The sequence below is a fragment of the Gilliamella sp. wkB171 genome (genome assembly GCF_001693755.1).
Classification (GTDB): Bacteria; Pseudomonadota; Gammaproteobacteria; order Enterobacterales; family Orbaceae; genus Gilliamella; species Gilliamella apicola_F.
Map to the genome: position 1 here is coordinate 136,829 of NZ_LYST01000043.1, position 15,034 is coordinate 151,862.

Genomic DNA, 15,034 nt, shown 5'->3' on the forward strand with positions numbered 1-15,034 from the left:
ATGACATAAATTAGAAACCTAATAAAATTAATTAATATGTTGAATATAACCTTTCACAATATTAATGCTTTTATCAAACAGCTGTTTTTCATGATCGTTAAAGTCAAGTTGAATCACTTTTTTAATACCATGTTGATCCAAAATTGCCGGTACCCCTATAGCGACGTCCTTATAGCCATATTCCCCATCTAAAACACAACTAAGCGCTAAAGCTCGATGGCTATTAGTAAAAATATGCTGACAAATTTCAGTAATGGTACTGGCGATACCATATTCAGTACAATGCTTATATTTAACGATTTCAAAACCTTTGTTTTTTGCTTTAGTCCCAATATCAACAAAATCAATTTTATTTTTTTCAAGTTGATTAAGATTAATACCATAAACTGAAGAATGAGACCAAACCGGAAATTGTGAATCACCGTGCTCACCAACTATAAAGGCATCGATGCTTTGTGGGCCAATATCCATTTGCTCACCTAGTAAGCGACGTAATCGCACGGTATCAAGCCAAACGCCTGTACCAATAACTCGATGACGAGGTAAACCTGATAATTTCCAAACTTGATAAGTAATTGCATCACAAGGATTGGTTGCTATCAAAAAAATGCCCTTGAAACCATTTTTCATCATATTCGGCACAATACCTGCCACAATTTTAGATGTGCCTGCAAGCTCCTCATCACGGCTTTTTTGCGCTAATCCTGAAGTTACTGTAATAATTGCAATATCAATATCAGCACAATCGGTCGATTCACGTAAAGTCACTTTGATCATATTCTGCCGATAAGCTGCCGCATCCAAAAGATCTTGTGCATGACCATAGGCTAAATCTTTATTAAGATCGACCAGCGCTATCTCTTCACATATGCCACGATTAACAAAAGTATAAGCGGTTGTAGAACCGACATTGCCAACACCAATAATCATCACTTTACGAAGTTTCATCTTTAACCTACCTAATTTTAGTTTAAAAATTTCACAATTAGATTTAGTTATACTCCTGTTTTTTTAAGATTCAAGATTTGATTAATTATAGTGCAAATGATTGTAGATCGTAGTTAGTATCCCAAAAACTCCAATCTTATAAAAAATATCTATGAAAATGACTGCTTAATTTATTTTTATAATATTACCTCCAACTAAAAATAATTTTTTTGCTGAACAAAGCTTCTTAAAATCGATGATTAACGTTGAAGGGTGGATTTTATTCAACATATTACATTGAATATAGTAACAAAAATAAAACATAAATTATTGTTATAAGACTAAATATTCATGTATGATTTTAGCCCTTTGAATAAATTTTCACCTTTTGGTGTTATTAATCTTTTATATAATTATAAGGAATAGAACAATGAATCTGAAACAAAGAATCAAGATAGCGTTAGGTGTAGGATTATTTACGCCATTGACCACATGGGGTTTAGATGTAAATGGAAATCAAGTCGTTACCGAAGAAATAAATGTTCCAACAATTAATTCCGTGAGTAAACATAACGGTGACCTATACAGAGATTCGTTTTTTGGGATTGCAATTTCAGAAGGGAGCAATGTTACTTTTGATAACAAAGTAATGGTAAATCTTTCTGAAAAAGATATTAATAATGTAGATCACAATAATTTCGCGGGTATTTTAGTAGGCTTATCTGATACTGGAGAACCTCAACAACCTACGTTAACTATATTTAATAATGATGTTACTGTTAATTTAGAAAGTACACATTATGATGACGCTGTAGTTGCACTAAATTCTAGTACAATTATATTTAATGGTACAACAAGATTAAGTATGACCAACAGCCAAGATCCAGATGAGAGAGGTTCTGCTATTTATGTTGATAGTGGATCAATTGTACTTAATGGAGAATCTCATATTATTGGTGATATTTATGCCAATGATTTTGGTACAATAACCATCAAAAATAGATCAATCATTAATGGAGATATTTTTGCTGATGAAAATAGTTTAATAGACATTGAGTTAATATCAGGTTCTCGAATTGAAGGTAAATTGGATGCTTATAGCAATGGAATCCTCAATTTGAAATTAGCAGAAAATTCACAATTTATTGGTACAGCAGACAGCAGAGATCAATTTTTTGACTCAGATATAGATGATAAAGCTCACCCCGGATTTATCAATATTGATCTAAGTAAAGGCGCCCTTTGGAATATACTTGATAGAGAGGTAGATGAAGACGAAGACCAAGATTTTAATTCCTATATCACGCAATTATCAGGTGCGGGATCGGTTACATTTGATCACAATACTCAAACTCGATCGCCTTCTTTCAAAAATTTAACTGTTGAAAACCTAAAAGGTGCATTAACTTTCACAATGAGTACCGATATCGCTGCTGAAAAAAGTGATAAACTCATTATCAAAAACTCAGCTGAAGGTCATCATACTCTTAATTTGATTAATAATGGCGCAGCAAATACTAATGGTAAAGAAAAATTAACATTGGTTGACATTGATGAAAATGCGACCAGCACCGCTGAATTTAAAACCGATCATCAAGTTGAGTTAGGTGGATATAAATACCATTTAACTAAAGATGGAAATAATTGGGTATTAGTGAGTAATGGCACTGCTGTTACTAATACTGATAATAATAAAAATCCGGATAAAAATGATAATAACACAAGCTCAAAACCACAAATTACAACAACAGCAAATGCCAGTGCTGGATTCTTAAATGCCAACTATTTAATGAGTTATGTTGAAACACAAACATTATTAAAACGTTTAGGTGATATGCGGAATAGTGGTACGTTTGGCGATGTTTGGTTAAGGGGCTTTTCTGGAAAATTAGATTCATTTTCGAGCGGAAAATTAAGTAAGTTTGACATGAATTATCATGGATTCCAGTTCGGTGCCGATAAACAGTTATTAGAAAACACACCGTTTGTTATTGGTGCCTTTGTTGGCCAAACTTATGGTGATCCTGACTACCGTAAAGGCGACGGTTCTTTAAGATCATTTAATACAGGGCTTTATACAACGTATTTAGATGAAAGTGGTTTCTACCTAGATGGTGTAGCAAAATATGCACGTCAAAAAAATCATTTCAAAGTCAGGGATACTGCTGATAATCGCGTTCAGGGTACCGGTCATACCAATGGACTTGGCGTATCATTAGAGCTAGGTAAAAAATATCAAATTAACGATTTTTATATTGAACCACAAACGCAAATAGCTTATAGCCACCAAAATGGTACATCAATTAATGCAACCAACGGGCTTAACGTCAAATTAGGTAACTATAACTCATTAATTGGTCGTGCTTCTGCATTGTTTGGTTATCAAGTCAATACCGAAAATAGCAACATTAACCTTTATGCTAAAACAGGCATTGTTCGGGAATTTGATGGCGATACTTATTACAAACTAAATGGAAATAAAGAGAGCCATTCATTTGAAGGAAACTGGTGGAATAACAGCATAGGTGTAAGTGCTCAAGTTAATAAAGCACATACTATTTACCTAGATGTTGAAAGCTCTACGGGTAATCGATTTAATTTACTACAAGTGAATGGTGGTTACCGTTATTCTTTCTAATCTAACCAGACCATAAAGCCGCATTATAAATATAAAAACTAAAAATCACATTCTAAATCATATGAATGTGATTTTTTTATTATTTTCTCAATAATTATAAGCTGCTTAACATGGCTAAACAGAAAATTGATGTTATAAAACATACTAAATCCTTTCATAGGAGTTAGTATGCCTAATTATTGAAATCGATAAATCAGTTTTTACTCTTCATATTACCTCTATCTTTTGTAAAGAAAAGTAAAGCACAAAATGTCTTTATAAACTTGAATAATCGTGTATTATTTGACGCGTTTGAGTAAATTTTCACCATTTGATTCTGTATTATGACTATAAGGAATAGAACAATGAATTTAAGACAAAACATAAAAATAGCGTTAGGTTTAGGATTGTTCACACCATTAGCTGCAATGGCTTTAGATATAAATGGTAAACAAGTTTTTACCGAAGAAGTCAATATTAATAAAATAGATGATTCTACGGAAAATAACTCTTTACTTAAATCAGGTATTATAATTAATAAAAATAGTGAAGCTACTTTTAATGAAAATGTGAATATTAATTTATCTGAAACAGTTAATCCTTCCGTAGGAGAAGCTGATCATATCAGTTTAACAGGATTAAATATTATTGATTCAAATAATAATACAAATTCTCGTACAATCTTTGAAAAAGATCTAGTTATCAATGTAAAAGGTTATCATCCCAGCGCTATCTCAATCAGCCCAGATCATTTTTCACAAAATAAAGCGGATCATGGCGATATTTATGTAGAGGTCAAAGGAAAAACTATTTTAAATAGCTTTGATGATGCCGGAGATGACGACTATTATTCAGGATATTCTATTGACATGGAAACTGGAACATTAGTACTAAGTGGGGAATCCTGGATTAATAATGGTATTCATGTTACTGGGCATAATGAAGATTTAACAGGACTTAAAACAAATCTAATAATAAAAAATAAATCAAATATTTATGGAACAATCGAAGCTTATGATAGTGGTAATATTAATCTTGATTTGGCAGAAGGCTCAAAAATACAGGCCGATTTAATTGCTGAGGATAACGGAATAATTAACTTAAAATTGGCTTCAGATTCAATATTTATCGGTATAGCAGACAGCAGAGATCAATTTTTTGACTCAGATATAGATGATAAAGCTCACCCCGGATTTATCAATATTGATCTAAGTAAAGGCGCCCTTTGGAATATACTTGATAGAGAGGTAGATGAAGACGAAGACCAAGATTTTAATTCCTATATCACGCAATTATCAGGTGCTGGTTCGGTTACATTTGATCACAATACTCAAACTCGATCGCCATCTTTCAAAAATTTAACTGTTGAAAACCTAAAAGGTGCATTAACTTTCACAATGAGTACCGATATCGTTGCTGAAAAAAGTGATAAACTCATTATCACAAAGTCGGCTGAAGGTCATCATACCCTTAATTTAATTAATAATGGCTCTTCAAAAACCACAGGACAAGAAAAATTAACATTGGTAGACATTAATGAAAATGCGACCAGCACCGCTGAATTTAAAACCGATCATCAAGTTGAGTTAGGTGGATATAAATACCATTTAACTAAAGATGGAAATAATTGGGTATTAGTGAGTAATGGCACTGTTACTAATACAGATAAAAATGATAATAACACAAGCTCAAAACCACAAATTACAACAACAGCAAATGCCAGTGCTGGATTCTTAAATGCCAACTATTTAATGAGTTATGTTGAAACACAAACATTATTAAAACGTTTAGGTGATATGCGGAATAGTGGTACGTTTGGCGATGTTTGGTTAAGGGGCTTTTCTGGAAAATTAGATTCATTTTCGAGCGGTAAATTAAGTAAGTTTGACATGAATTATCATGGATTCCAGTTCGGTGCCGATAAACAGTTATCAGAAAACACACCGTTTGTTATTGGTGCCTTTGTTGGCCAAACTTATGGTGATCCTGACTACCGTAAAGGCGATGGTTCTTTAAGATCATTTAATACAGGGCTTTATACAACGTATTTAGATGAAAGTGGTTTCTACCTAGATGGTGTAGCAAAATATGCACGTCAAAAAAATCATTTCAAAGTCAGGGATACTGCTGATAATCGCGTTCAGGGTACCGGTCATACCAATGGACTTGGCGTATCATTAGAGCTAGGTAAAAAATATCAAATTAACGATTTTTATATTGAACCACAAACGCAAATAGCTTATAGCCACCAAAATGGTACATCAATTAATGCAACCAACGGGCTTAACGTCAAATTAGGTAACTATAACTCATTAATTGGTCGTGCTTCTGCATTGTTTGGTTATCAAGTCAATACCGAAAATAGCAACATTAATCTTTATGCTAAAACAGGCATTGTTCGGGAATTTGATGGCGACACTTATTACAAACTAAATGGAAATAAAGAGAGCCATTCATTTGAAGGAAACTGGTGGAATAACAGCATAGGTGTAAGTGCTCAAGTTAATAAAGCACATACTATCTACCTTGATGTTGAAAGCTCTACGGGTAATCGATTTAATTTACTACAAGTGAATGGTGGTTACCGTTATTCTTTCTAATCTAACCAGACCATAAAGCCGCATTATAATATAAAAACTAAAAATCACATTCTAAATCATATGAATGTGATTTTTATCTCAATAAATCAGCAATTTTCTTACCGTATCATCTATTGATCAAATAGAGAACATAGTCTGCTATTTTACAATGTTTTTATTTAGAATGAATTCATATAGATAAATGGTGAAATATTTATTCCCGCTAAGTGAAAATAATTTGACATTTATTATTTAAATGATAATAATTCTCATTAACATTTAAATAATAATACTTATGTAAAAAAAAGATAACTATTTCTAACAATTATATCAGATATAACAACTCACGACTTTGTTACTATTTAATTGATTTATAGTATGTTATACAACAGGAGCTGATAATGAAACTTAATTTGTTCAATAACAATAAAACAGTATTTAGGACGATACTGTCATCGTTAATTATAATTGCTGGACTATTTTGTTCAGCCCAAGCAGCCGAAAAAAAATTTAAAGTCGTGACAACTTTTACCGTGATCCAAGATATGGCCAAAAACGTCGCCGGTGATGCCGCTGATGTTGAATCGATTACTAAAGTGGGGGCCGAAATCCACGAATACGATCCGACACCACAAGATATTACTAAAGCCCTTTCTGCTGATTTAGTATTATGGAATGGCCTTAACTTAGAATTATGGTTTAAACGTTTTTTTGAAGATATTAAAGATGTGCCTTCTGTTGTAGTTACTGAAGGGATTGAACCGATGCCAATTCAAGAGGGTAGTTATAAAGGTAACCCAAATCCTCATGCTTGGATGTCTCCGACACTTGCTTTAACTTATATAGAAAATATTCGCGCAGCTTTTGTTAAATATGATCCTAAACATGCTGATACTTATAACAAAAATGCAGCTGACTATATTGCCAAGATAAAAGCGCTTGATGCCCCACTACGTGAACGTTTAACTAAAATTCCTGATGCTCAACGTTGGTTAGTAACCAGTGAAGGGGCTTTTAGCTATCTAGCTCGAGATTATAATTTAAAAGAAGCTTACTTATGGCCCATTAATGCAGAACAACAAGGAACACCAAAACAAGTTAAAAATCTTATCGACTTAGTCAAAGCAAAAAACATTCCTGTATTATTTAGCGAAAGTACCATTTCAGATAAACCAGCAAAACAAGTAAGCAAGGAAACCGGTGCCAAATATGGAGGCGTTTTATACGTCGATTCTTTATCAACAAAAGATGGGCCTGTACCTACATATATTGATTTATTAAAAGTTACTGTTGAAACAATAGCTAAAGGATTTGAAAAATAATGACTCAAATTTGCCTAAATGTTGATGATATTACCGTGACTTATAATAACGGTCACACCGCAATTCATGATGCAAGTTTTAAACTCAATGGCGGCACCATATGTGCCCTTGTTGGCGTAAATGGAAGCGGTAAATCGACGCTGTTCAAAAGTATTATGGGAATGATCAAACCAACTCAAGGGCGCGTAACACTTAATAATATTCCAGTAAGGCAGGCATTAAAGCAAAATATCATTGCTTACGTTCCACAGACTGAAGAAGTTGATTGGGACTTCCCCGTTTTAGTTTCTGATGTTGTGATGATGGGGCGATACGGGCATATGTCTTTTTTTCGTATTCCGAGTCAGGAAGATAAAAAACAAGTTGATATCGCACTTGAACGCGTCAATATGCTTGATTTTAAACATCGACAGATTGGTGAACTTTCAGGTGGGCAAAAAAAACGTGTTTTTTTAGCTCGAGCATTGGCTCAGCAAGGAAAAGTATTGTTATTAGATGAACCCTTTACCGGTGTTGATGTTAAAACAGAAAATGCAATCATTGATTTGCTCAAAGCACTACGTAAAGAAGGGCATTTAATTTTAGTTTCAACCCATAATTTAGGCAGTGTGCCTGAATTTTGTGATCAAGTGGTGTTGATTAATCAAACTGTTCTGGCATTTGGTCCAACTAAAACCACATTTACCCCTCAAAATTTAATGACAACCTTTGGTGGTGCATTACGTTATTTAAGTCTATCTGGTGCTCAATTACATGAGGACGAAGATCCGCGTAAAGTGTCGATACTAACTGATGACGAACGCGCAGCGATTTTTTATGGTGAAGGTAAAGATGATTCACCTCATAAAAATTTACTTGTTGAACAGCAAGGTAATGAACCAAAAGGACAACAATAAATGGAATTCCTACTTGAACCTTTTAATTATAGCTTTATGTTTAAAGCCATTTGGGTCAGTAGCATTGTAGGGGCCGCCTGTGCGTTTTTATCGGCTTTTTTAATGCTAAAAGGCTGGTCATTAATGGGGGATGCACTTTCCCACTCAGTAGTACCAGGTGTTGCCGGTGCCTATGCACTTGGGCTACCCTATTCTGTCGGCGCCTTTTTTACAGGATTACTTGCCGCATTGGCCATTATTATGGTGCGCACCATTACTCGATTAAAAGAAGATGCAATTATTGGTTTTATCTTTTCTACTTTTTTTGCTGTCGGTCTACTAATTATTTCACTCAATCCAACTTCCGTTAATGTGCAAACTATCATTTTTGGTAATATTCTTGGCATTGACGATAGTGATATGTGGCAAGTACAAATTATCATCTTAGTGTCATTTATACTTTTACTATTTTTTTGGAAAGATTTATTAGTCGTTTTCTTTGATGAAACCCATGCTAGATCAATTGGCTTAAACCCCTTACCACTTAAAATTCTTTTTTTCACCATTTTAAGTGCTTGCACAGTGGCCGCTTTGCAAACGGTGGGGGCAATTTTAGTTATCGCAATGGTCGTCACCCCTGGCGCAACGGCTTACCTATTAACGAATCGCTTTTCACGTCTATTGATTATTTCGGTCGTGATTGGTGCATCAACCAGTGCAATAGGTGCTTGGGTTAGCTATTTCCTCAATGGTGAAACCGGTGGTGTAATTGTTACACTACAAACCTTAGTCTTTATTACTGCGTTTTTATTTGCACCTAAACAAGGCTTAATTTCTAACAAGCGAAGAATAAAACAATCAAAGTTAAATAAAGGGGCAAATGTATGACAGAATTATGGGATTTTATCTATTATCCATTAACCTTGCCCCTTATCCAGCGTGCTATTTTAGCCGCCATGGCAACAGGTATAGTTTGTGCACTACTTTCTTGCTTTTTGGTTTTAAAAGGTTGGTCATTGATGGGCGATGCCATCTCGCATGCGGTATTACCTGGAATTGTGTTAGCTTATTTAGCTGGCATTCCAATTATCATTGGAGCATTTGTTTCTGGCTTATGTTGCTCTGTGGCAACTGGCTACATTAAAGAACATAGCCGAATTAAAGAAGATACGGTAATGGGTATTGTCTTTTCAGGCATGTTTGCCTTTGGCTTAGTGCTCTTTTCAAAAGTCGACACATCACAACATCTAAATCATATCTTATTTGGTAGTGTGCTTGGGACAAGTTACGATGAATTAAAACAAATCATCTTAATTGCTGCCACCGTTTCAATTTTAATCATTATAAAACGTCGAGATCTTATGCTATATTGCTTTGATGCAATACAGGCTCAAGTGATCGGGTTACCCGTTCGCTTATTACATTATGGTTTGCTCAGTGTGCTTGCTTTAACCATAGTCGGTTCACTCAAAGCTGCTGGGGTGATTTTAGTGATTGCCATGTTAATTTCCCCTGGCATTACTGCATTTTTACTCACTAAACGTTTTGATCTGATGTTGATTATTGCTGTAATCGTTTCGGTATTTTCAACATTGACAGGCACATTGATTAGCTACTATTCAGATGCATCTACCAGTGCCTGCATAGTTATTTTACAAGCAATTATTTTTGTTATAGCACAGGTTTATCAATATGTCGTTAATAAAAGAACATAAAACTAACTGAACTTGCGCAAATGTTTAAAATCAACCATTTGCGCATCTATATCAGCAATATAAAAGTCATTACTCGTCATCCAAATATTTACTTGAATCGGCGTAATTATCAAAGCGTGAAAACTGGCCTTGGAACTTTAATCTGACTTTACCAATAGGACCATTACGTTGCTTACCTAAAATAATTTCGGCAATACCTTTATGCTCTGAAGCCTCATTATAAACTTCATCACGATAGATAAACATAATCACATCGGCATCTTGTTCAATGGAACCTGACTCACGTAAGTCCGAGTTAACTGGTCTTTTGTCTGCTCGCTGTTCCAAACTACGATTAAGCTGTGATAAAGCAACAACAGGAATCTGTAATTCTTTCGCTAATGCTTTTAAAGAACGTGAAATTTCAGCGATTTCTAAGGTTCGATTTTCTGACATATTAGGAACACGCATAAGCTGTAAATAGTCGACCATAATCATACTCAAACCTTTATGTTCACGATAAATACGTCTTGCTCTTGAACGTAATTCCATAGGGGTTAGTCCCGATGAATCATCAATATAGATATTTTTTTTCTCTAAAAGCAATCCCATCGTACTCGATATTCTGGCCCAATCATCATCTTTCAGTTGACCTGTTCGAATACGTGTTTGATCAACCCGGGAAAGTGATGCCAACATACGCATCATAATCTGTTCTGAAGGCATTTCTAAACTGAAAATCAGCACAGGTTTTTCTTGCATCATTGCTGCATTTTCACACAAATTCATAGCAAAAGTCGTTTTACCCATCGATGGTCTTGCTGCAATAATAATAAGATCTGAACGTTGTAAACCAGCTGTTTTCTTATCTAAATCAATAAATCCGGTTGAAACACCTGTCACTCCGTCGTGTGGACGCTGAAAGAGCTCTTCAATTTTGGCAACCGTTGCCTCGAGCACATCGGTAATACTCTTTGGTCCTTCACCCTGTTTTGTTCGGCTTTCTGCTATTTGGAATATTTTACTTTCGGCTAGATCTAAAATTTCGCTACTATCTCGCCCTTCAGTTGCATAACAGTTATCAGCAATATCATTTGATGCGCTAATCAGTTCACGTAAAATCGCTTGCTGACGAATAATATCACTATAAGCAACGACATTAATTGCACTTGGGGTATTTTTAGAAAGCTCAGCCAAATAGGCAAATCCGCCAACATCAGCAAGAATATCCTTACTTTCTAAACTTTCCGATAGTGTAATTAAATCAATCGGCGTACCTTTACCGACCAAGGTATGCATTTCTGAAAAAATTAATTGATGATGACGAGAATAAAAATCGCGCTCAGTAATCATTTCAGCCACAACATCCCATCGTTGATTATCAAGCATTAAACTGCCAAGCACGGCTTGTTCTGCTTCAATAGAGTGTGGTGGCAATTTGATATTATGCAGTTTTGATTTTTTTGTTTCTTTATTTTTATCATCTTTACTGGAGTTGATATCATCAGTATTCATTGCATTCATCTTTTTAGTTAAATTGGATTAGTTATAAGCAATTATGCTTAATGTAAAAATAATGGACCTAAAAAAGAATTGGGGATCTGATATTCCGATGGATAGTCCACTTGAACCAAATACAACCCTTCCGGTTTTGCTGTTGCAGCAGCGAGTGTTCGATCTTTAGCTTTGAGCAAATCAAGAATCCATTGCGGCTGCTGATTGCCTGCACCGACCTCGATTAAACTGCCTACAATATTACGTACCATATGATGCACAAAAGCATTCGCTTTGATATCCACAATAATATATTCAGCTTGCCTTGTCACTTCAATATGATGAATATTACGCCAAGGGGTTAATGACTGACACTGAGCCGCTCTAAATGATGTAAAATCATTTTCACCTAATAAATATTGCGCAGCTTGATGCATTAATGTTTCATTCAATGGCAAATAATAATGAGAAACACCCTTAGCTAAAATTGCCGGTCGATAACGATGATTATAAATCACATAACGATACCGCCTTGCCGTTGCACTAAATCGCGCATGAAAACTATCATCGACTGAGTGTGACCACCGCACCGCAATATTAGTTGGTAAATGCGAATTCACCCCCATCGTCCAGGCACCGTGTGAACGTTGGGCTTGGGTTTCAAAATGAACCACCTGCCCAGTAGCATGCACACCGGCATCGGTTCTGCCTGCGCAAAAAACGGTAATAGGTTCATTAGCGACAATCGATAAGGCCGTTTCTAACCTTTCTTGAACAGAGTCGTGCGACTGCTGCTTTTGCCAACCAAAATAGTCACTACCATCGTACTCAATACCCAGTGCAATTTTACAAATAGTCATTAATGAGTATCTCGAGGGTCTCTATCAGCATCAATGCGCCTAAATAACGAATATTATCTGCAACTGACCAATATTGAATTTGCTCATAATTACCATAGCTGTGCCTTAGATTAGCTAATTTTATGGTTAATTTATCTTCAGATTCAGTATTGACCTCGGTAACAGGTGTAGGTAAATCATCATTTTGCACTTCGACGCCATAGTCATTAAAACGTGTCATGTCTAATTCAATGGGTAAACTACTTGACACATTGACTGATTGCGCAAGCCCATAAAAAACTGGAACAATGACCGATTCAATTGATACCGGCAATTGATAATTATTCATTACTTTGCGAATTTGATTTACTTGTGATTTTTCGCTGAGTGTCAAATGCTCAGTTTGATGAGAAATCGGTAACAAATTAAAGGCTAATTGATTATCAAATATGGCATTTTCAACTGGCATACCATTTAACAACCGAGCACTCTGCCCCGCTAATTCATCAACCCCTGATTTACCATATAAAGAGGATGGAATAAAATTAGTAACATGCAAATTGGTAAGTAATTCAATATCTGTCAAAGGTGCAATACAACGCAATAATTGGCAGACTGTCGCACTAGCAACAGCAATGATATTTTCATTACGATACTCAGTTAATACATTATTATTTACCTTAGGAACGACTAAAGGAATATGATCTTCATCAACAAAATAACCACTTGCATCAATCACAATGCAGCCCGATTGTGCTGCTATCTGCGCATACGTTTCACTGGTTTTAACGCCCGCAACAAAAAAAGCAAAATGGCATTGTCCCCAATCCATTTGACTACTATCAACAACCGTTAAATTTTTACCTGAAAAACGTACAATTTCGCCTTCACTATTATCACTGCCAACTAAATAAAGATTTTCAATTTCGAATCGATTAGCTTGTGCTAAGTTATCTTGTTGTAACAATTCAACTAATGCAGAACCAACTTGTCCTGTCGCACCAACAATCGCAATATTCCATGCAGACATATCTTAAACCTAATTAAAAAAAGTATAGGCTATTATACCATTATCTTATCCAAGATAGCGCAAAAGATCATAACAAACATGATGTAGTATCTCTAACCCATTTATGTTTACCAAAATAGTCTATATAAACTATAGGGTAATGTAGTTATCATTCGCCAACATTGATTAAAATTAATAGTTTTTAATTCTAAAATAGAATTTTAGAATTGATTATTTTTTTATTACTATTACCTTATTTTCAAATTATTCGGAAAAACTTCTATTAGTAAACGTCATATATCTTTTTAAAAAAGTTCGAACTTTTTATTTTTTCAAAATTGATAGAAAATTACTAATTGTTACCCTATTTTTTGCATAGAGCATATTGGTCCTTCTTCCTTATTGCTATTTCAACACCCGAAAAACAACCGACTCATTTTTAAACCATTATTGACCATCTTCATGTTGTGTCTTTTTATTATTATCTGATAGAGGTTTACCTTCTTCCTTACAAAGCACTTCTGGATCGTAATAATAAAAACTCCAACCTGCTCCTGATTTAGGCGGTCTAATATATGGATCTGTATTATAATTATATGCACTTGAGTATTTACCTAGCATCGTCAATTTAACAACATATTGTTTACTTATTTTAGTTAAATTTATATTCTCAATATCTTTCCAACCTAATAATTTAAAAATTCTTTCGGCAAGTTTTATATGAGTGGCGATTGAGTTTTTGTTTACAAGTAAACAAGCCGATCCAAATAATAAACCAGTAACAGTAAAACCGATGAAAAGATTCTCAAAAGAAAAGCCTAAAATAAGGTAAGTCATCAATAAAGTTAACACAATGTAAAAAATAAACATTGGCCAAAAATACATTTTTAAAGCTTGATTGCGACCTGCAAAACATAATGGAATAAGTGAAATAATTTGCTCGCTAGGTTTTAACATGGCATAGACTTCATAAAAATCATCACGTTTCTCGGCTATCACTTCAACTTGATCACCCTCATTAAATTTATAAAAACCCAGCCAACCTTTGAGGGTAATATTATTATTAAGTTGGGCAGTAATGTATTGTGCTCGAAAATAATTACTGCGGTCGCCACCATTAGCACGCCCCAATGCTGCAAGTCCCGCTGCGGTATTGCCATTTAACGTAGCAAGTAGAGCACCTTTTTGAAGTTTGGCTTTCTGTCTTTCTTTTTGTGCTTCACTTAAATAAGCGCCATCACCAAGTTGAGCATAACAAAAAAGCCCTTTAAAATCAGATAATGTACCTGTTAATTTTACTAAATTTTTAGGTGGCAACGTTGGATCTTCAATTTTGAGTCCTGTTTTTTTTAACACCTGTTCTTTATCTTTATAAATGGTATCTTTGCCGTCATATTTTGCGTAGCACATATTCGGTCGTATTCCTTATAGCTATAAATATTCATGCTTCCACAGAAATATAACAATATGATAAAACTAATTTTTTATCTAGTTGAATTGCTAAAAAAACAGGTCTTTTTACTACTTTAATCAAACTAGTTTTCCTAACCGAAAAACAGATTATCTAAATAGTATATATTAAATTAACAAAATAATCTTTAGTTACTACATAGTCAAAATTATTTGGAAGCCAGATCGCTAAATTCGATCAAAATCAATTACAAAACTCAGTAACCTG

The 15,034-nt window shown here is 34.5% G+C and carries 11 protein-coding genes; 6 read left to right on the forward strand and 5 right to left on the reverse strand.

Features of this window, described 5'->3' with window-relative positions:
* Window positions 1–27: 27 nt before the first annotated feature.
* Window positions 28–948: an L-lactate dehydrogenase gene (locus tag A9G03_RS06710; RefSeq protein WP_065634920.1), complete on the reverse strand. Its 921-nt coding sequence runs from the start codon at window positions 946–948 to the stop codon at window positions 28–30.
* Between the two features lie 409 nt (window positions 949–1,357).
* Here A9G03_RS06710 and A9G03_RS06715 point away from each other — a divergent pair, with 409 nt between their 5' ends.
* The 6 genes from A9G03_RS06715 to A9G03_RS06740 all read left to right on the forward strand — a co-directional run bounded on the left by A9G03_RS06715 (window position 1,358) and on the right by A9G03_RS06740 (window position 10,035).
* The gene (locus A9G03_RS06715) at window positions 1,358–3,565 is read left to right on the forward strand and encodes an autotransporter outer membrane beta-barrel domain-containing protein (protein ID WP_065798766.1); all 2,208 of its coding nucleotides are present in this window, start codon (window positions 1,358–1,360) and stop codon (window positions 3,563–3,565) included.
* Between the two features lie 344 nt (window positions 3,566–3,909).
* Window positions 3,910–6,144: an autotransporter outer membrane beta-barrel domain-containing protein gene (locus A9G03_RS06720; RefSeq protein ID WP_065634922.1), complete on the forward strand. Its 2,235-nt coding sequence runs from the start codon at window positions 3,910–3,912 to the stop codon at window positions 6,142–6,144.
* 380 nt (window positions 6,145–6,524) lie between these two features.
* Window positions 6,525–7,445: a metal ABC transporter substrate-binding protein gene (locus tag A9G03_RS06725; protein WP_065798767.1), complete on the forward strand. Its 921-nt coding sequence runs from the start codon at window positions 6,525–6,527 to the stop codon at window positions 7,443–7,445.
* Window positions 7,445–8,341 carry a manganese/iron ABC transporter ATP-binding protein gene (locus tag A9G03_RS06730; protein ID WP_065798768.1) on the forward strand — a complete coding sequence of 299 codons (897 nt, stop codon included), beginning with the start codon at window positions 7,445–7,447 and terminating at the stop codon, window positions 8,339–8,341. The genes A9G03_RS06725 and A9G03_RS06730 overlap by 1 nt, the downstream gene beginning before the upstream one ends.
* Window positions 8,342–9,208 carry a metal ABC transporter permease gene (locus tag A9G03_RS06735; RefSeq protein ID WP_065798769.1) on the forward strand — a complete coding sequence of 289 codons (867 nt, stop codon included), beginning with the start codon at window positions 8,342–8,344 and terminating at the stop codon, window positions 9,206–9,208.
* Entirely contained in the window at window positions 9,205–10,035 is an 831-nt protein-coding gene (locus tag A9G03_RS06740; RefSeq protein ID WP_065798770.1) for a metal ABC transporter permease, read from the forward strand. Before A9G03_RS06735 ends, A9G03_RS06740 begins: the two co-directional genes overlap by 4 nt.
* Window positions 10,036–10,104: 69 nt before the next feature.
* On the opposite strand, the gene dnaB is transcribed toward A9G03_RS06740, so the two are convergent.
* From dnaB to A9G03_RS06760, 4 genes are all read right to left on the reverse strand, one after another.
* The gene (dnaB, locus tag A9G03_RS06745; protein WP_065798771.1) at window positions 10,105–11,529 is read right to left on the reverse strand and encodes a replicative DNA helicase; all 1,425 of its coding nucleotides are present in this window, start codon (window positions 11,527–11,529) and stop codon (window positions 10,105–10,107) included.
* 47 nt (window positions 11,530–11,576) lie between these two features.
* The gene (gene truA, locus A9G03_RS06750; protein WP_065798772.1) at window positions 11,577–12,368 is read right to left on the reverse strand and encodes a tRNA pseudouridine(38-40) synthase TruA; all 792 of its coding nucleotides are present in this window, start codon (window positions 12,366–12,368) and stop codon (window positions 11,577–11,579) included.
* Window positions 12,355–13,377, reverse strand: a complete 1,023-nt coding sequence (locus A9G03_RS06755) for an aspartate-semialdehyde dehydrogenase (protein WP_065798773.1) — start codon at window positions 13,375–13,377, stop codon at window positions 12,355–12,357. The genes truA and A9G03_RS06755 overlap by 14 nt, the downstream gene beginning before the upstream one ends.
* Before the next feature lie 426 nt (window positions 13,378–13,803).
* The gene (locus tag A9G03_RS06760; RefSeq protein ID WP_065798774.1) at window positions 13,804–14,766 is read right to left on the reverse strand and encodes a putative type VI secretion system effector; all 963 of its coding nucleotides are present in this window, start codon (window positions 14,764–14,766) and stop codon (window positions 13,804–13,806) included.
* Between the last annotated feature and the right edge of the window lie 268 nt (window positions 14,767–15,034).